Annotated in this window: 15 protein-coding genes; 3 read left to right on the forward strand and 12 right to left on the reverse strand. The window is 54.7% G+C overall.

Annotated elements, in window-relative coordinates:
• Nucleotides 1–59: 59 nt before the first annotated feature.
• The 4 genes from ACZ1HN_RS04600 to ACZ1HN_RS04615 all read right to left on the reverse strand — a co-directional run bounded on the left by ACZ1HN_RS04600 (nt 60) and on the right by ACZ1HN_RS04615 (nt 4,809).
• Nucleotides 60–893: a CpsD/CapB family tyrosine-protein kinase gene (locus tag ACZ1HN_RS04600; protein WP_472726644.1), complete on the reverse strand. Its 834-nt coding sequence runs from the start codon at nt 891–893 to the stop codon at nt 60–62.
• A gap of 26 nt (nt 894–919) precedes the next feature.
• Nucleotides 920–2,458 (reverse strand): GumC family protein, encoded by a 1,539-nt coding sequence (locus tag ACZ1HN_RS04605; protein ID WP_472726645.1) that lies wholly within the window; start codon nt 2,456–2,458, stop codon nt 920–922.
• Nucleotides 2,455–3,225 (reverse strand): ExeA family protein, encoded by a 771-nt coding sequence (locus ACZ1HN_RS04610; RefSeq protein ID WP_299204271.1) that lies wholly within the window; start codon nt 3,223–3,225, stop codon nt 2,455–2,457. Before ACZ1HN_RS04610 ends, ACZ1HN_RS04605 begins: the two co-directional genes overlap by 4 nt.
• A gap of 288 nt (nt 3,226–3,513) precedes the next feature.
• A complete protein-coding gene (locus tag ACZ1HN_RS04615) occupies nt 3,514–4,809 on the reverse strand; it encodes a glycosyltransferase family 4 protein (RefSeq protein WP_472726646.1) in 1,296 nt (431 codons plus the stop codon).
• 550 nt (nt 4,810–5,359) lie between these two features.
• Between ACZ1HN_RS04615 and ACZ1HN_RS04620 the strand changes: the two genes are divergently transcribed.
• Entirely contained in the window at nt 5,360–6,034 is a 675-nt protein-coding gene (locus ACZ1HN_RS04620) for a VPLPA-CTERM sorting domain-containing protein (RefSeq protein WP_472726647.1), read from the forward strand.
• A 173-nt stretch (nt 6,035–6,207) separates the two neighbouring features.
• On the opposite strand, the gene ACZ1HN_RS04625 is transcribed toward ACZ1HN_RS04620, so the two are convergent.
• The 8 genes from ACZ1HN_RS04625 to ACZ1HN_RS04660 form a co-directional block, all read right to left on the reverse strand.
• Nucleotides 6,208–7,137: a glycosyltransferase gene (locus ACZ1HN_RS04625; RefSeq protein ID WP_472726648.1), complete on the reverse strand. Its 930-nt coding sequence runs from the start codon at nt 7,135–7,137 to the stop codon at nt 6,208–6,210.
• Between the two features lie 272 nt (nt 7,138–7,409).
• The gene (locus ACZ1HN_RS04630; RefSeq protein WP_472726649.1) at nt 7,410–8,474 is read right to left on the reverse strand and encodes a glycosyltransferase 61 family protein; all 1,065 of its coding nucleotides are present in this window, start codon (nt 8,472–8,474) and stop codon (nt 7,410–7,412) included.
• Complete coding sequence (locus ACZ1HN_RS04635; RefSeq protein ID WP_472726650.1) at nt 8,465–9,580, reverse strand: DegT/DnrJ/EryC1/StrS family aminotransferase; 1,116 nt, start codon at nt 9,578–9,580, stop codon at nt 8,465–8,467. The genes ACZ1HN_RS04630 and ACZ1HN_RS04635 overlap by 10 nt, the downstream gene beginning before the upstream one ends.
• A gap of 503 nt (nt 9,581–10,083) precedes the next feature.
• The gene (locus tag ACZ1HN_RS04640) at nt 10,084–11,499 is read right to left on the reverse strand and encodes a mannose-1-phosphate guanylyltransferase/mannose-6-phosphate isomerase (protein WP_472726651.1); all 1,416 of its coding nucleotides are present in this window, start codon (nt 11,497–11,499) and stop codon (nt 10,084–10,086) included.
• Nucleotides 11,500–11,569: 70 nt separating this feature from the next.
• Nucleotides 11,570–12,442, reverse strand: coding sequence for a hypothetical protein (locus ACZ1HN_RS04645; protein ID WP_472729381.1), 873 nt, complete (start codon nt 12,440–12,442; stop codon nt 11,570–11,572).
• Between the two features lie 51 nt (nt 12,443–12,493).
• Entirely contained in the window at nt 12,494–13,276 is a 783-nt protein-coding gene (locus ACZ1HN_RS04650; protein ID WP_299704973.1) for a WecB/TagA/CpsF family glycosyltransferase, read from the reverse strand.
• Between the two features lie 17 nt (nt 13,277–13,293).
• Complete coding sequence (locus ACZ1HN_RS04655; RefSeq protein ID WP_299704971.1) at nt 13,294–14,163, reverse strand: hypothetical protein; 870 nt, start codon at nt 14,161–14,163, stop codon at nt 13,294–13,296.
• A 4-nt stretch (nt 14,164–14,167) separates the two neighbouring features.
• Entirely contained in the window at nt 14,168–15,259 is a 1,092-nt protein-coding gene (locus tag ACZ1HN_RS04660; RefSeq protein ID WP_472726652.1) for a Gfo/Idh/MocA family protein, read from the reverse strand.
• Between the two features lie 463 nt (nt 15,260–15,722).
• Here ACZ1HN_RS04660 and ACZ1HN_RS04665 point away from each other — a divergent pair, with 463 nt between their 5' ends.
• Nucleotides 15,723–16,328 carry a polysaccharide biosynthesis/export family protein gene (locus ACZ1HN_RS04665; protein ID WP_472726653.1) on the forward strand — a complete coding sequence of 202 codons (606 nt, stop codon included), beginning with the start codon at nt 15,723–15,725 and terminating at the stop codon, nt 16,326–16,328.
• A gap of 127 nt (nt 16,329–16,455) precedes the next feature.
• Entirely contained in the window at nt 16,456–17,712 is a 1,257-nt protein-coding gene (locus tag ACZ1HN_RS04670) for a hypothetical protein (protein ID WP_472726654.1), read from the forward strand.
• Nucleotides 17,713–17,717: the final 5 nt, after the last annotated feature.

Genomic DNA, 17,717 nt, shown 5'->3' on the forward strand with positions numbered 1-17,717 from the left:
ATTTGAAACCTTAAAAATCTAAAAATGCTTGAGACCCGCGTAGACGGTCGCAGGACCCATTAATTGATGTCATTGGCAGACAGAGCGCTGCGGCGGCAACCATTCAATGCAACACCTAGAACATTGGTGTTGGCGGCAACCTCCATTTCACAACGATCCAAGTTACGAAAGCGGGTTTGCTCGGCACGGGCGACGATCAAGGCGCAATCAACATGCTGCAAAAAGGCCAAAGCCTTGTCCGATGACAGAGCAGAAGGCAGGTCAAAGACCATGATGTCGGGGGCGTATTCGCGTTGCACCTCATCGAGAAGATCAACGGTTCGATCCATCATCAGAAAGCGTGTGGGGTCTCGTTCGGGATGAGGCGATACGGAAACCGCCACATTCTCGGTCACGCGGACAGCCTGTTTGGCAAAATCCACATTCCTAATAATCACCTCTGGCAGGCCATATCGCATCTTGAGATCAAAGAATGAATGAACCTCGGGCGATCCGAGGTCGAAGTCAAAGAGCATTGAGCGCATGCTTGATTGTCGCCCCAACCCGAGCGCCAGATTGCATGCCAAAGTCGTCTTGCCGCTGTTAGGTTCCGGCGATGTAATGGCCAGCCGGGTCCAACCGTTCTGTTCCATCTGTAGGACGATCTTAGTTCGTAGAATATCAAAAGGTGTGGCATCGGATGTTGCTTCACGCGAAACGATGCGATGGCGACGCAGCACAGCGGGGGCCAGATCCACGCGCTGTAGTTCCTCCCACGCCGGAGTGGGATCATCTGCAAAAGAACCCTTGGGCACTTGCTGCCGCCGCGAAGTGACGGGGGCTGCAGTGGCTGGGCCACCGGTCTTTTGACGGGCGGTGCGGGCCTTTGAGAGGGCTGCCTGAAGCTTTTCCATGTGATGCTACCCTCTACACTCTCTGCTCATGCCAGCCCCAACTGGGCCAGAACCCGGTTTGCAATGATTTCCAGAGGCACAAGTTCGGTATGCACGTAATACAGAGCGGCTGGTACGCCCACGATGACGGCCGCCAACACTGCCAACTGCACGCTGCGGCGACGCCAACGTTCCGCCCTGCTATCCAAATATGGAATGACTCCAATCGGCATGATCTGAAACCGCGCCTGTAGTTCTGCCGGGTGGCGCACCTTTTGATTGAGAATTTCAAGGAGCACGAAATACGCAAGTGCCAGCCCCATGCCAATGGCGGCACCCATAGCTGCAATCCGCTTGCGCGGAGGTCCAGAGGGTTCCTGCGGCACGCTCGCGCCCTCAATCAGGCTGATCCGTTGACCTTGGGCGTTAATCTCGATCCGTTCTGCCATGCGCGCCTGGTTCAGGTTTTCCAGAACAGTGTTGTATCGGGCACGTGCGCTTTGCAGATCCCGGTCCAGCCGTTCCAGGGTTATGGAATTGGTGGCAGTGGCCGCAATCGCGAGGGACAGCCGCTCAAGCTCGTCGTTGACCCGTGTGATTTCCAGGTCGATCTGTTCTATGCGCTGATCCATCTCAGCCAGGGTGATATCCAGAAAAGACAACTCGGTGTCCTCAACCTCTTCACCTTCTCGGGGCTGGGCCCCTGCGATGCTACGTTCAAGCTGTGCAATTTGCCCGCGCAGCTGGATAACTCGTGGGTTTGACTCTGAATAAATTGTCAGCGCCTCTGCCAACTGCACGTCCAATTCTTGCACGCGTAGCTCTTCGGGCGAAAGTGTTCGACGGGTATCATTGCCAAGCCGACCTGTAGCCTCGAATACAGCGATCATTTCGCTACGCTGTCCGACAATTGCAGCGCGGTCTTGCTCCAATCGGCCCACACGCTCTTGCAACGTGGATTGACGATCCTGCCGATAGAGCAGGTCGTCCGGCAACGCATTCACGTTCTGGTTCTTGAATTCGATGATGCGGTTGGATTGCGTGTCTATCTCGGCCGCAAGCCGTTCCGACTCTTGTTCAAAGAAGGACAACGTGTTTTCCGCGCGCTCGCGCCTGAACGAGCTGTTGGCCTCGAGAACCAATGTCACGTAGTCGTTTACAACGTTGGCAGCAGTTTGCCCGTCTGAGGCCTCGAATGTTAGCGACATCAGCGTGGCCTGACCCCGCCCGCCGCTGCGAAAGATACGAGTGCTGTCCCGCATGCCTTGCACAACTCTGTCGGGGGTCAACGCGCTCATGTTGTCAAACACCTGATACTTTTGCGCGATCTCGATGAGGTTTGCGCGGGTCATCAGCTGTTCTTGAATAAGCTGCAACTGTTCAGCTGCTTCGGTCTGAACCATTGAGACCACCATCTCATCCGGGATTTGCGGCGGATCAACTTGCAGGCGGGCGGTCGATTCAAAGGTAGGCGGCAACTGAAATGCCGTTACAACAGCAAGGCATGAGCAGACCAGAAAAAGGGCCATCATAGCCGGCATCCGGCGCATCAACAGTGACCAATAAAAGCGCAGCGGAAGGTTCATTCCGCGGCCTCCCCCGGGAGACCATCAGGCACCACGGCGTATCTACTGCTGGACAAAAAAAACGGACGTCCCGGCGCCGTAAGGATAACACCGTCTGCCAAAAGTTCGTCTACCAAGCGCTCATCCACGACAGTCGTTTCCGCGCTAACGGCGTAAACAAGGGACAGATCGCATATCTTGTTGATTTCTCTAGGAATTCCGCCGCTGACGCGATGTATCGCTGTCATAGCTGCGTCAGTAAACTCTTCGCCCGTGCCGCCGACATGCTGCAAACGCGAGCGTATGTAGCTGCAACTGGTGTCATGATCCATCGGCTCCAGATGATAGCTGACCGACACACGTTGTGCGAATTGACGCAACTCGGGCTGTGCAATGACCTCCCGCAACTCGGGTTGTCCCAGAAGAACCAGCTGTAAAAGCTCATCCTTGCCCGAGTTGATGTTTGTGAGCATTCGCAACTCTTCGAGTGTCTCTGGCGACAGGTTCTGAGCCTCATCAATGATGAGCAGAACCGATAATCCCGCCGCGTACTGAGCCAGCACAAAATCCACAAATTGTTGGAACAGCGCGACATAGTCAGCTTGCGGTTCTGCAGGCTGATCGAACGCGTTCAGCACCCAACGCAGCAGCTCGCCTCTGCCCCCTTGGGCGTTGGAAATCAAACCAACAACTACATCGCTATGAACTTGCGAGATAAGCGCTTGTAACAAAGTGGTTTTTCCCGCGCCCACTTCTCCGGTCAACACGGTGATCGGCGCTTGGGTCATCAGCCCATATTCCAAGACGGAAAAGGCACGTGTGTGCCCCCGCGACCAGAAAATAAAATCGGGGTCGGGCAACAGCGTGAATGGACGCTCCCGAAACTGGAAATGTTTGAGGTACAAATCCGTTTTCAATGGTCTACCTAAATAAATCAGCCTTATGCGACCAGGAAATCATCTCGCGCAGGAGCGTCTTTGTATCACTTGGTCCGCTAGAATTACAGTGTCATGCGGTACATTTACGACAAGTGTGGCATAGAACTACGGCAAAACCGGGGCTTTGTCATGCAGGCATCACGCGCTTTCCCGCGCGGCGAGTGGATCGGGCTTGTTTTTACGGTGGCCCAGTACCCAATCATAAACTTCGATGATCTGCTTGGCCTTGGCTGGCCAAGTAAAGTGCGTCAGAGCCCGATCTTGCGCGGCTTGCCCCAATTTGGGCAGTACGGTCGGGTCAGCCGCAATGGCTTCAAGTTGATCTTGAAGCGCCGCAATCACAACGGGCCGGTCATCGATCGCCACCTTGAAACCTGTTCCCGGGACAACCAACTCGCCGGGCCCACCATAGTCGACAACAACGGGAACAACACCCAGTGCCATGGCTTCCAGCACGACGCCACCACCAAATTCACGGATACTTGGGAAGGTCAGAAGATCGGCCTTAGCCGCAATATCCTGGACCGTTTTGTGGTCAATCCAGCCATGAAAGGTAACTGCATCAGCAACACCCAATCGATCCACCAGTGCACGCACCTCTGGCATCATCGGTCCATCGCCAATCATATCGAGTGTCATGCGCCCATCTTTCAATAGCGGTGCGGCCGCTTCGACAAGCATGTCGGTCCCTTTGCAAGGGTCCATGCGGGCAATGAAACAGGCCCGCAACGGCAGTGTTCCCGGTTGCTCTGCTGTCTGGTTGAAACGTGCCGGATCAATCGCATTTTCCGGCAAATGCACACATTTATGGTGATGGGCTGACGGGATCTCCCTCAAGGTGGATTGAGAGCCAGTGATGATCGCTGAGGCACTCTTCAGCATTGCTCGGCGTCCTGGGACAAGCCGGTATGTCCAGCGAATATAAGACAACCAGTCCCGTTCGCGCCGTCGTTCACGCTGAAATCCCTTTGGCCAAGGGACGCCGCCATTCAACGGACCTACCACAAAGGGCACACCCGCCTTTGCACATTTTGGTGCCAGCGAACTGTTGGCTGATTGAGACAAGGGCGTGACACGGTGAACCACATCATACTTGCCCGCCATTATATCTTGCCCAAACTTCTGCCAAACCAAACGCTCAAAGTAAGGGTATGTCACCGCTGCGATCGCTGTCGTTCCAGACCAGCCCAGCTTAATTTTCTCGGACAAGGCATACATCGGGCGCGCCAAAGCTTCGGTATCAATCGCGGTGAAATCGATACCTTCTTCCCAACCTGCGCGCACAATTGCATCCCGGTTGCGCACTTGGGTAACTAGATGAGCATCAACGGCGTCACGCAAAGCTGATGCAAGCGACCAGCCAACCAAAGGCACACTCGTCCATTCCGGATTGGCCGCTTCGGCAATCACTAAAACTCTGTGTTTGCGTTCCATCTCTTACCCACCTTTTGAATGCTTGGGGAACGCACGGGCAGTGCAAGTCAAAAAACTCAATCCAAATACTTGGTTTTGGTGGCACAAATCGGATTGTACGACAAGAGGGCTGCGCAGATAGGCGAGCACGGGGGCCGGAGGTGCAGGGCATGTGTTCGTCAATCGTGCATATCCTTCCAACGCAAGACGGTCTCAATCAGCGCATTTTCAGGGCTGCTCAGCTTCGTATCACCAACGGAGTAAACTGATTCGATTGGCCGAGGGCGTTCACAGAAGCTCTCAGAAACTCAATGCTTCGCTCACAACCGCGCGTAGCATTTAACAATCTCAGGTAGGAAATGCCGACGCTTCCCACACTTTTCGCCTCCGATGATTCAACCAAAAAGAGAAAAGTCATGCTTAATCAGCTATTTGTAAGATTGCGCATGAGATGCAAAGCATGTTAAACATCGGTTAATAAGTCGGTTTGGACGACGTTAGAAGCGTCCAGTTTTTATGAAGTGGTACAGAAGTTATGATTTTTGACCTGAGTAACAGATTGAGCGCGTGCGTGTTTTCAGTCGCTTTAGCATTTGTTGGTTCCACCGCCAGTGCGACGACAATCAATTTCGACGTTAATGAATATTACACGAGCGGAACCAATACCTACACAAGCACAGACGGCTCGGTCGACGTGGCCGTTGATGGCGTTCGCGTGAACCGATTTGGCACGATCACGAATACCGAAAACTACTGGACGTCCAGCTGGGATGGTCCCGGCGATAATGGCGGTCTCGGTGTTTATGATTGCCGCTGGGCGAACTCATGTCTGGACAACAGCCAAATCGATGGCGCGGGCCCCGACGAATTCGCTCTCCTCGATTTTGGTGACCTGATAGTCCAGATCACATCCATTACGTTCTCGTTTTGGGACAACGACGACACGTTTGCTTACGGCGTGTACGAAGACACGGCTGTCCCTTCGACACCTGTAGTGTACGAAGATAATCTGGGTGGTGGCGCAAATAACCCTTACACTTTCGCGTTCGGCGAAGGTGAGTTGGTGGGATCCATCATCGGCTTTGGCGTCGACAGCTGGAATGACAACTTCCGCCTGCAAAACATCACGTTTGATCTGGTATCGGCTGTGCCGTTGCCCGCTGGCGGTCTATTGATCCTGACCGGTTTGGGTGGTTTGGCACTTATGCGTCGGCGGCGCACCATCACGGCGACAGCCACGACCTGAACTGCGTAAAATTCGAAAGACTTCGGGCCAGCCTCCACGCTGGCCCTTTTCTTTTGTGTGCCAGTCTTTTTTGATGCTGTGACGCGCAGTGCCGACTCTGAGAATGCTAACTACGTTTTCCTAGGTTTGCCACAATCTCTGCATTCGAGTGATGAACGCCTCTGTGAAGTTGGTCAGGATTTGGAAGCGGTTTGCATCTCAGGTAAGGCGATTTGCATCAAGTGTCTGGCGCGTTGAACTTCCGTTCTCTCAAAACAGTTTTCCAAAGCAAAATCACGGGAGAGCACTGCCATCTGCGCAACTTCATCCCGCGCTACGTGCAGCTCAGCAACCTTTTTGGCCAAGGCATCGCTGTCTTGTAGAGGAACGCTCCAACCTGCACCTGACCTGCGCAAAACACCCGCCCAGGCTTCATTGTCATAGCCGACGATGGGTGTGCCGCAGGACATGACCTCTGGGTAAGTGCTGGATGGATCCCCTTGCGGGTGGCAGCAAATGAACAAATCTGCTTCCTCGCGCAGGAATGGAACCCAACCCGTCCTGAAATCCATGGCGGGCCGTAGTCGTATGCTCGGATCACCCATGGCGGAGACTTCGTTTTGCAATGACTCTTGCAGAGGCCCGCTACCCACAATGTCCAGTGTGAAGGGGATGTTCAATTCGCGTAACGCACGGGCCACCTTGGGAAGGTCCTGGACACCTTTCATCGCGACAAGACGTCCGCCGAACACCAGGCGCAAGGGATTACCCTCTTTAACCCGCTTCGCTTTGGCGGCCAGATCGTCCTCTGATATGACGTGGGCATTGCGCACACGGTTATCAAAGAAAAGATGGGCGTCTGGAACCAATGCTTTGTAGTGATCATAGGTGGGCGTTCCACTGCATTGCAGTCCCGCAGCGTAGTTGCGAAGTATGTGAACGCGGGTTTTTTCGGCCTGCCGAATCCACAGCTTGCGTCGCACCCGCAACACTGGGTTGGTTGTGGTTGCATCCACGATCTGCGCTTCTGTTTTGGGTGTGTATTCACTGGTGAAAACGATCGGCACCTGCATTTGGTGGCACAGTTCGGCGGTTTCAGCCTCCTGCGGCGCCAGGTGCGCCAACACAGCCGTTACGTTCTGTAGTCGGCGGACCAAATCCTCGGCCGCCGTCGGCCGTCGTTCCAGTGTTGGGGGCGAGACATTCAGATCAACTTCAACCAAATCCATCTCGGAATTCGGCGTTTTGTCCACGGTGATCAACGATGTTACTTTGCCGGGCCAGAGTTTTTCAAACTCTGCAACACCGTCCAGGTACTTTTGGGTGAGGAAGAGCGATCCATTCTTGTCCTCATGTGCGGCGAGGCTGGGCAGTAAGATCAATTCTGGTTGCGGGATCACGCGCATGGCACCAAGTCCAAAATGCGTTTCATCTCGTCAAGATCGACGGTGAATCCATCTTCTGCCGGATGTCCAACCACGAAGGCAAACCCAAGTTCCAGCCGGTCGGCAAACTCCTTATAGGGCAACGCAAATCGATCCGGTGGCTGGATAACCACAAGTGTTCCATTATCTGCCAACGTGTACATGGTATGGGCCAGATGACTTCCTTCAACGCCAATGATGACAGGTGCATTGAGCAAACGCTGCACAATCTCTTCAGCAGTCAGCTTTACTGGTTCGACAATGTCAAAGCCCAACTTTGTGAGGAGCTGTTCCAAGGCGGCCTCGTTCACCACCACGCGCCGCTCCCCTGTTGTTCCACGCTTGAGGTAGACCCCCTTCGGAGTCTTTGAGTCTGATCCTTTGAAATGATCCTGTACCCTTTGGCGCAGTTCCCTATAGCGCGCTGCTTTCGAACTGTTCTGGGAAAAATCCGAATATAATGTCAGTTCGCTGATCCGAGCTGCAGTTGTACGGGGCGGTTTGGGCAGGGACAGAATCTTGCGATAGCCGGCCTCATGCCCATACGCGTTGGTGGTAACCGTGATACATGGCGCGCCTTCGGGTGGCAAAAGGCCCAAAGGCAGTTCATCACGCATGTAACTGCCAAAATAGTGACTGCCGGCCCATTGCGACATCATATGGGCCGACTTGAGCTTTTGCACGTGACCAGCTTGGTTCGAAAACAGGCGCCCTGCCCCAAACCCGGGTTGAGCCTTGGCCGCTCCGCGGTAAAGAAAGGCATCGCGCAGGTCCACATCCTTGATCATGTACGCACGTGTTGCGGCATGTTCCGCTTGCCCGCCTTTGACGAGAAGCCACTGTCTTTCCCAATCGCACCAGGGCGAGACCCTCGTGACCCGGTCCATTGACCCATCAAGGCAAATGGCAGGCGGAATTTGTGCTGTTTCTGCTGGGCAGATTTCCCAACTGTGACTGGCTTGTGACAGCAAGTCTTTGGCATGGCGCGCCACCAGTCGCTGGATACCCCATTTCAGATAGGGCGTATTCAGCCGCATGGATCGCAAATGCAGGCAATAATCCTGTCCTGATCTGTCGACGCCAAGTCAGGGTAGAGCGGCAGACACAGCACTTGCTCTGACGCTCGCCGTGCGTTGTCCAAACCGCCGGACGACACGTCGGAATACATCGGTAGATCTGCCAGCAAGGGATAGAAATACTTCCGCGCGTGGACGCCTACGTCTTGCAGCTTCTGATACAGCATATCCCGCGACATCGGGTACTGCTGCCCCACAAGGATGGGAAAGGAATAGTAGTTTAGACCGGCGCGATTGGGCGGACAAACGCAGGTAACGCCTGGAACCTTTGACATCTGATCCCAATACCTCTGCGAAACCTTGGCTCTTTTCTCAATGTCACTGGCCACGTAGGGCAATTGCGCCAAGCCGAGAGCGGCATGGAGCTCGCTCATTTTGGCATTGAGCCCCAATGTTTCAATTTGTGTTTCATCTACGATGCCATAGTTACACAGTCGGTCGATCAACTGCTTGGTTTTGGCATCATGCGAGATGATGGCGCCACCTTCAAAAGTGCTGAAGACCTTGGTGGCATGAAAGCTGACGACTGAAAGATCGCCATGACGTAGCAAGCTACCGCCTTCGTCAACAGCTCCGAAGCAGTGCGCTCCGTCATATATCACGGGGATATTGTGGCGTGCCCCAATTTCGGCCAAAGCTTCGACATCACAAGGGTTGGCATAGCAATGTACCGGGAAAATGGCGCGGGTGCGTGGTGTGATGCGCCGTTCGACATCTTTGGGATCCAGATTCAGCGTTACAGGATCGATGTCAGCAAAGACGATGTCGAAGCCGACCCAGCGGGCCGCATGTGCCGTTGCCACAAATGAAAAGGCCGGGGTAATAACCTCGCCTTGATCAATGCCCAAGCTACGCAGCGCAACCATGCAACCCAATGTGGCATTCGCCACAATGGAGACATGCGGCACATCCAGATAACGTTCGAGTTCGGTTTCAAAACGCTGCAGTAGGGGGCCGCGATTGGTCAAAAAGCGGCTGTCCCAAATCTCCTTCAAAAGATCCTCAATATCATCGCGCGGCGGTAAGGTTGGACGCGTGACATACAACGGGTCGTGAGGCACAATCATTCCTAATCACTACAACTTTAATCAATGCTCATAATAGTATAACTTTCCGAATTCGCGGGCGAGACAAATTTTTGTACCCGGACGGTTTGGGAGGTGCAGTTCATCAAATGTCATTCCGTGGCTCATTTTATCTGACTAGATGTGGCGCCACACTTGCCGAGAATTGATCGCATGACGCCGCGGGCTGTTGTTTTCAGATGTGCCGCAGCCCAATTGAAACCTTCACATTCTGAGAAGCCTTCATTGTCGACGAAGCTCTACTGGACTTCCCGATGGTTTCCCACACTGAAGCCAGGGCCTTGAAACATATGTTGGGTGCTTGGTGGTGCGATTTATTGCACATCTAAGCGCGTTCGTAGCCTGTGACAGCCCCATTTATTGGATGTCGTACTGTACAAATAGCAAATTGGATTTGGCGCGGTAAAGCCCGCTTAGCTGAGCCTCATATGATCTGGATTATGCCATTCATGCGGCTTGCATCAGACGGCAAGCGCGTGGACGGCTCACCCACGCGCATAAACGTCTTCGTAACGGATGATATCGTCTTCCCCCAAGTAACTGCCTGTTTGCACCTCAATCAGCACCATAGGTACTTTGCCTGGGTTTTCCATACGGTGCTTGGCGCCAAGGGGAATGTAAACAGACTGGTTCTCGCTCACCAACTTGACGTCGTCATTGATTGTCACCTTGGCGGTTCCTTCGACGACAATCCAATGTTCGGACCGGTGATGGTGGCTTTGTAGGCTCAAGGCGGCGCCGGGATGGACATGGATGCGTTTGACTTGAAAGCGCTGGCCGATGACAAGGCTTTCGAACCAGCCCCAAGGGCGGTGGTCTTTTGGGAAAGTTGTCGCCTGTAAGGCTTGTTTTGCCTTCAAGGCAACCACGGCCTCCTTCACATCTTGGGCCCGGGATTTGTCGGCAACAAGTACCGCATCCGGCATTGCCACAGCGACGATGTTGTCGAGGCCGATGCCCACAAGTTCGAGCGTTTCGACTTCGGAGCGCAAAAGCGTGTCGTGGCAGTCGATGGCTGTGGCACCAATCGACAAGGCCACGCCGTCCGCATCAGGATCTGTTTCGCGCCACACAGCGTCCCAACCACCCAGATCGGACCAGCCAGCTTGAAACGGGACAACACTCAGATTGTCAGCGCGTTCCATGACGGCATAGTCGATCGAGATCTCCTCGGCCTTCGCCCAAGGCTCGGGTGCGAGGCGCAAAAAACCAAGATCAGGCTGCGCCATTTCACAGGCTTCGCGCACAGGCGCAATGAGCGAGGGCGCATGCGCTTCGAACGCGGCAATGATATCGGAGGCGCGAAACAGAAAAATCCCGCTGTTCCAAAGATGCCGGCCGCCCGCGACCATTGCAGTCGCACGTTCGGCGTCAGGCTTTTCTACAAATCGGGTGAGCGAAACCGGCGTGTCTCCCTCTGGAATTGAGGCCAACTCCAGATACCCGTACCCGGTCTCTGGATGTGTCGGTGTAATGCCAAAGGTCACCAGTTGCCCATTTTGCGCAGGACCAGAACCGATTTCTACAGCCTTGCGAAATGCATCCGCATCCGGAACAACATGGTCCGAAGGCGCCACCAACATCAACGCAGCTGGATCGTTTGCCGCCACATGGAAGGCCGCAGCCAGAATGGCGGGCGCGGTGTTGCGACCCTCGGGCTCAATTAAGATCGCGCCGGGGTCAATACCGATTTCGTGCATCTGCTCGGTCACGATAAAGCGAAAATCCGAGGCCGTGACCGCGATGGGTGCTGCAAATTTCGGGCCAGAAAGACGCCGAGCCGAGGCCTGAAACAAGGTCTCCTCACCCAGAATTGCAGCAAATTGCTTGGGATAAGACTTGCGGCTCAGCGGCCAAAGGCGCGTACCGGAGCCGCCGCAGAGTAAAACAGGGGTAATCATGCTCTGTCCTCTGGAGTTGAGTACACTGGAAAAGACATCATGCAATTCCTTTCGCCAAAGCAGCTTTCCCTTAACCCGCCGCTTTCAACTTGAGCAGGTCCTGCAGGTGTTCCTGCCGCTCGCCGCCCACGTAAGTGTTGTACGTCGGATGCTCGAACAGGTGTGCGTAGTAAATCTGGAACCGGTAGGCCAAGTGATCAAAGCTCAGCAGGTTCTGGTTCCGATGAATTTTCACCGCATCCTGTTGCGCGTTGAATTCGTTGATCGCAAGGATCTGACCGTTGTGGGGGCCATACATCTCGGTTTCGGAGCCAAGCACGTCGTCAAAATACATGAACTGGCGCGGCAGGAAGGCATCAGGATGTGACTTGATCTTGTCGTAAAGCCGGAAGCTTTCCCGGGTCGATGACCAGTAATCGGTGTCGTTAAAGATCGCACCGATCGGTGCTGGGTTATACTCTTCGATGAACCCGTCGATGCTGTCCCGGATGTTGCCCAACACCAGCTTGGCTTGTGGGACACGCGCCTTGAGCGCTGGCACATCCATCCGGTACTGCGCGGCTGCGAACCAATAGGGCAAGTCGGCCTCGCCTTCGGGGTCTGGCATGCCTTCGCCAGTATCAAACCCATAGCAGTCGACCGTGACCCCGGTCATTTTTTTCACTTCTTCGGCGAATGCGCACATGTAGACCAAGCCGTTGCCGCCCGCGACGCCAAATTCGATCGCCGAAATTCGGTCGTGTCCCAGTCGCACGGCCAGCTCCGCCGCCTTGAGCATGCAGTAAGAATAGTGCGGCCGCTCCACGATCTGCATATCCATCTTGAACGCGGTCGAATACTTCATGAAACCGTCTGTTGCGCGCACCATGGCGCGGACCGGTAACGCCAGCAGGGAACGCTGGAATTCCGGAGATACCAAAAAGCTGCCTATAAGTTTCTTCATTACACTGTCCCAATGCTTTTCTTTAATGTGATGTGACCGGGTCTGTCGCTTCTATGTATTCTTGAACGGATCCCGGTAGCGTCCCAGCTTTTGCTTCAGGACCGCCCACAAGAAGGGCGGCTCGTGCACCACGTAGCGGTGAAAGCGGGCGCGGGGTTCCTTTAACAAGCGGTATAGCCATTCAAACCCCCATTCCGTGATCCAGACGGGCGGGCGGGCGAATGTGCCGCTTTCATAATCGATCGTGCCGCCAAGCGGCAGCCACAGTTTCACGCCGGGCATGCGATCACGATACTTCATTATGAATTTCTCCTGCCGCGCCCCAGCCAGACCCACCAGGCACACCGTGGCACCGCTGTCATTGATGGCGGCGATCATGCGGTCGATCTCTGCCGGATCCTCGTCAAAGGCAAAGGACGGGCTGTCAGTGCCCACGATCATCTCGCGTCCCACCTTTTCATTGACGTTCTTGGCGGCCAGCTCGGCAATGCCCGGTTTGCCGCCGCAGAGGAACACGGTCATCGACGGGTCATCGGCGTAGCGCGTGTAAAATTTCGGAAAATAGTCCGAGCCAGACACCCGCTCGCCAACGGGTGTGCCCAGCCACTTCGTCGCAAAATACATGATCTGACTGTCGCACGTAATCACGTCGAACTGATCCAGCAGATCATAGAATTCACGATCTTGCTGTAGCTTCATGATCATGTCCACATGCAAGGTCAGCATGACCCCCTCGCGAAACTGCTCGACCAGATCGTCCATGGAAACATCATGCACCCACGCATTCAGCATCGGTACGCGTTTCATCTGTCCAAGGCCCTGGTTTGTATCCATGCTGCGCCCGTCCGCCATCACACTGCCTCGCCCATGTACTGATCCACCAATTCTTTCGTGCCACGGATGTTACCAGCGGAAGATGCGCCAAAGACAATGCTTTCGACGCCAGGCAGTTCGGAAATCCAGTGGATCGCTTCATCTGCAGGGATTGCGCCAGACGCATAGACCGACATGGCTACCGCGCGCACCCGCCCCGATTTCAGAGCGTCGAGATAGGCGTCAAATCCCCCCGACATGCGAAAACCGATCTTGTTGATGTTGGAACATATGATCGGTTGTTCGATCCCTTCTTTTTCCAACGCATCCAAAAGGGCGGGCATGTTCATGGTGATGTAAGCCGGTTCCACCCCCCAGCTTTCCCGCACATGATCATCAAAAATCTTGAAGGCTCGGGTGAAGCCCATTCCAAGCAGCAGATCGGTAAAAACGTTCTGGATAAAGACCACAGGAGCTTTCGTGCCCTCGAACATCTTCATCTCCATGTCGATCAACACCTTCGAGATGCCGTCAACTTCTTTCGTTGCCAGTGCCTTGCCGCCCGCAAGTGCAGTGGACAGAAGACCGTCTTTGGGCATGAACTCTCTTAGGGCACCTACCATTCCATGCTCGGTCACTGCATTGGCGTATTTATGAGCGTAAGGCATGCAGGGATAGAACTGAAACTTGTCGTACTTCACCGGGTCCGCTTTGACCCGTGCTGCAACTTCTGCAATGCGGTCGTGGGTCGTGCACATGAACGTGTGGATGCCGGATTCATAGGCAGTGTCCAGCACTTCCATGATCGCGTCGGTCTTTTGAAACCGCATGGCCTGGGCACGGGCCTTTTCTTCGGACATGTGGTTGATGCCGAAAAACTGGTTGTCGCCAAACAAAAGTTTATCCATTGCGCTACCTCCCGAACCAGCTGCGTTTCTTCACCGCCTGAGGCGCAGCTGCGCGCGCTTCGCCCACGGGCATGCCGGTCTCGGAGTTTTCAATGATCATCGCCATGGTTTTGTCTGTTTGCGTGGCCGAAGCAAAATCATTTTCGCGGGCCACTGTTTCACCTGCCTGTATGGCGCCGACAAACTCATCGATCTGGGCGGAGTATTCTTCTCCGCGCAAATAGAACCAACGATCTTCAGTCAACTCGGTGGTGTATTTCACAGTCCAACCCGCGCCGTAGCCTTCCAGCCCATCTACGGGTTTACGCAGATAGGCCTGGCATTCCTGCCGATCCGCATACAGGCGCCCATTGGTGCCGATCAGACTGATCTTGGTGGACATTTTGCGATGGCTTTCATCGGACCAATTCACCGACAGTTGTGCCGTCGGTCCGTCGTTCCAGCGCAGGGTTGAAAAGACCTCGTCGTCGGTTCCTTCTGAAAAGACCTGCCCCAGATGGGACCCGATCACCTGATCCGGTGCGCCAAAAAACCAGTTCAAAAGGTTCAGGGGATGTGCGGCGTAGTCATAGAGACAGCCGCCGCCTTCGGATTTCTCGGTGCGCCAAGTTGCCTTCTTCGAACGCAGGACAACCGGGCCATAGGCCTCTGCCAACACGTGGGTGATGCGACCGATGGCGCCCGCCTCGATCAAGCGCTTCATCTCGCCAAAGGCACCGACGTAGCGATAATGATAGCCCACTTGAGCGACGCGCCCCTTGTCCCTTGCCAAGTCTGTCAGGCGCTGGCTGTCCGCCCAATTCAGACAAAATGGTTTTTCACAAAAAACATGCAGACCCTTGTCCAATGCTGCCTTGGCCATGGGCGCGTGCAGGCGCGACGGCGTAGCAATCACCACCGCGTCCAGCGGCTCTTGCGCCAGCATTGCGTCAAAGTCCTTGTAGATGGGCGTTTGGATGTTCTTGCCAAGCACATCAACCATGAAGCCTGCCCCATCACAGGCAACCGACTCCACGTCCGGGTGTGCATTGACCATGGAAAAATGGCTCAGACCCATCTTGCCCAGTCCAACAACGGCAACCTTGAGTTTTTTCAAAACCTTGCCTTATCTCTTTGTTCAAAATTCAAATAAAATATACGCATAAAATAGAGCGCTGTTGACTTAGTATACGTATCTGCCATTCGCACGGCCATGCAACTGTTATTGGTCAGTTTTATGGCCACAACATGAGCTTTGCGGGGCACCGCGCCGCGAAACCAGTCACCTTGTACGTTAAGTTCTTCGCTGAGAAGGGCGCCCCAGACAAGAACGATCCAGCAAGAGAAACCCTCGGACATGCGATATAGCATGTGTCGCGCGACTATCGCGTTGCAGCTTAAGACACCCGTTTCTGACCCCACAGCACTTTACAAAGCACCGGTTCAGGCCTGATCCAGCGTGTTAAATAGAGAACATATATCCAAGAAATTCCATTATTGAGAGCAAACATGCTTTTCAGAATGAGAATCTGGCCCTACGACATTGGGTAACGAGCATGGTCCGAACCGGGAACCAACCTGTGACGCGCATCATTTTATTCATTTCGCTGGCGCTGGCCATCGTATTTAGCACTTTGTCCGCGGCCGACGCGCAAAGCAACTATCGTGTGCATACGGGCGATACGCTGGAAATTCAGGTGCTCGAGGATCCGAGCCTGGACAGATCAGTTCGGGTGCTGCCGGATGGCCGCTTCACATTCCCCTTTGCAGGAACCCTGCGCGCAGCGGGGCTGACCATCGCTCAGATTGAGCGCAATATTCGCATCGCTATCTCCAGTAACTTTGCGACCGAACCAAATGTTTTCGTATTTGTGGTACCGGAAGAGCGCGAGCCGCTCGAGCCACAGACGATCAACGTCTATCTACTGGGTGAATTCAATACGCCGGGTCTGGCAGAAATGCCTCCCGGAACCACCATTTTGCAAGCGCTGTCCATGGGTGGCGGTATGACACGGTTCGCTGCTGTCAAACGCCTTCAATTGCGCCGCACAGATCATAAAACGGGCATCCAAACGGTCCGGAAAATCAACTACAAAGCCCTAGCCGAAGGGGCTGCATTGAGCAACGATATCGTGCTGAAGGACGGGGATGTTATTCTTGTACCAGAAAGGCGCTTGTTCGAATAACTCCCGCGAACAGGCTGATAGAGGCGAAGCACGATATTGGGTGCGCCTTGTAGGGACGGGTTCCATTGGTGTTTGTGCGCTGGCGTTTGCCGGCCAGGCCCAGGAGCTGCCTGAGAGCGCTCAACGTATGTTTCTCGATCTTCGCAGTGGCTTGGAATGGTCCGACAATCCTGACTTGGGTGTCACCGGAGACAGCCGTCTGATCAGCCGTACACGTCTGGATTTCTCACTCGAACGGCGCACATCCATCGATACGTTTACCTTAGGACTAGGCGGCGATCTGGTTTTTGGTGAGGACACCGATGAGACGGTGGAAAACTCGGACGCGCGGCTTCGTTGGGACCGGGATGTCGGACGGTCACGCATCGGGCTTGGCGTGACCTTGGAAAATGCTGAGCTGGACAGCACAAGTTTTGCAACGGGCGAGAGCGCGGAAAGCGTAGATTTTGACACCTTCGACGGCGGCAACCGCCGCAGTACCCGGTTCGAGCTGGAAGGTGCCTTTGGAATTGAGAGCCCGTTGGGCGCCAGTTACCGCCTGTCGCAAACCAGCATAACCTATGAAGATACGGACGACCCCTCTCTTTTGGATGCAGATGTGACCGATCTGAGTTTTTCGGTTACAGCTGCCATGGATCAGACAACAACTGTGGGCCTCATCGGCAGCCTGTCTGATTTTGATGAGAAAGGGGCTGGTGCCCTTGATACACAGTCGGTTCGGTTGGGCGGTGAACTGCGCTCCGACATTACATCAACCCTTGCAGGACGCTTCGCCATGGGGTGGCAAGAGACTGAGCAATCTGGCACCACGACAACCCGTACTGACGGTATCTTCGCCGATGGCGAACTCACCTGGACCCGTCCCAATGGCACGGCCGGATTGGTTTTAGACAGCCCCATTGATGCCAACGGTCGGCGTACGACTTTGCAATTTCAGCGTACGCTTGAGCTGCCGCGCGGCGGCTTCGGCTATTCGATTGGCCTGTCTCGTGCCGACGAACTTGGCACCCGGCCTCTTTTTGGTTTGAACTGGGAATACGAGATGCCGCGCGCCACATTCACGGCCGACCTCTCTCAGACGCCCACGACTACGCGTGACAACGTGGAAACGATCAATTCGGTCCTCAGTCTCAACCTGAACCAGCAGCTCACATCCCGAAGCAGTCTGGACGTGTTGTTTTCCCTCCGCGATGCTGATGAAGAAGGTGTCGGGGCAAGCGACACGCGCCGCGTCGGGCTTGATCTGACTTATCGACACGACTTGGCTCAGGACTGGGATTTAGTGGGGCAGTTTTCTACCGTTCGCATCATTGAGACAGGCAGTGCCGATCGCGACGCCAATACGCTCTTCCTGGGATTGGAAAAGCGGTTTGGGTGGAACTAAGCAGA

This window comes from Tateyamaria sp. GN1-10 (assembly GCF_055693845.1).

Coding starts and splice junctions, on each gene's coding strand:
- ACZ1HN_RS04600 (WP_472726644.1), bottom strand. CDS start 893: ATGGAAAAGCTTCAGGCAGCCCTCTCAAAGGCCCGCACCGCCCGTCAA.
- ACZ1HN_RS04670 (WP_472726654.1), top strand. CDS start 16,456: ATGTTTCTCGATCTTCGCAGTGGCTTGGAATGGTCCGACAATCCTGAC.
- ACZ1HN_RS04635 (WP_472726650.1), bottom strand. CDS start 9,580: ATGATTGTGCCTCACGACCCGTTGTATGTCACGCGTCCAACCTTACCG.
- ACZ1HN_RS04655 (WP_299704971.1), bottom strand. CDS start 14,163: ATGGATAAACTTTTGTTTGGCGACAACCAGTTTTTCGGCATCAACCAC.
- ACZ1HN_RS04615 (WP_472726646.1), bottom strand. CDS start 4,809: ATGGAACGCAAACACAGAGTTTTAGTGATTGCCGAAGCGGCCAATCCG.
- ACZ1HN_RS04610 (WP_299204271.1), bottom strand. CDS start 3,225: ATGACCCAAGCGCCGATCACCGTGTTGACCGGAGAAGTGGGCGCGGGA.
- ACZ1HN_RS04640 (WP_472726651.1), bottom strand. CDS start 11,499: ATGATTACCCCTGTTTTACTCTGCGGCGGCTCCGGTACGCGCCTTTGG.
- ACZ1HN_RS04605 (WP_472726645.1), bottom strand. CDS start 2,458: ATGAACCTTCCGCTGCGCTTTTATTGGTCACTGTTGATGCGCCGGATG.
- ACZ1HN_RS04630 (WP_472726649.1), bottom strand. CDS start 8,474: ATGCGGCTGAATACGCCCTATCTGAAATGGGGTATCCAGCGACTGGTG.
- ACZ1HN_RS04645 (WP_472729381.1), bottom strand. CDS start 12,442: ATGAAGAAACTTATAGGCAGCTTTTTGGTATCTCCGGAATTCCAGCGT.
- ACZ1HN_RS04650 (WP_299704973.1), bottom strand. CDS start 13,276: ATGGATACAAACCAGGGCCTTGGACAGATGAAACGCGTACCGATGCTG.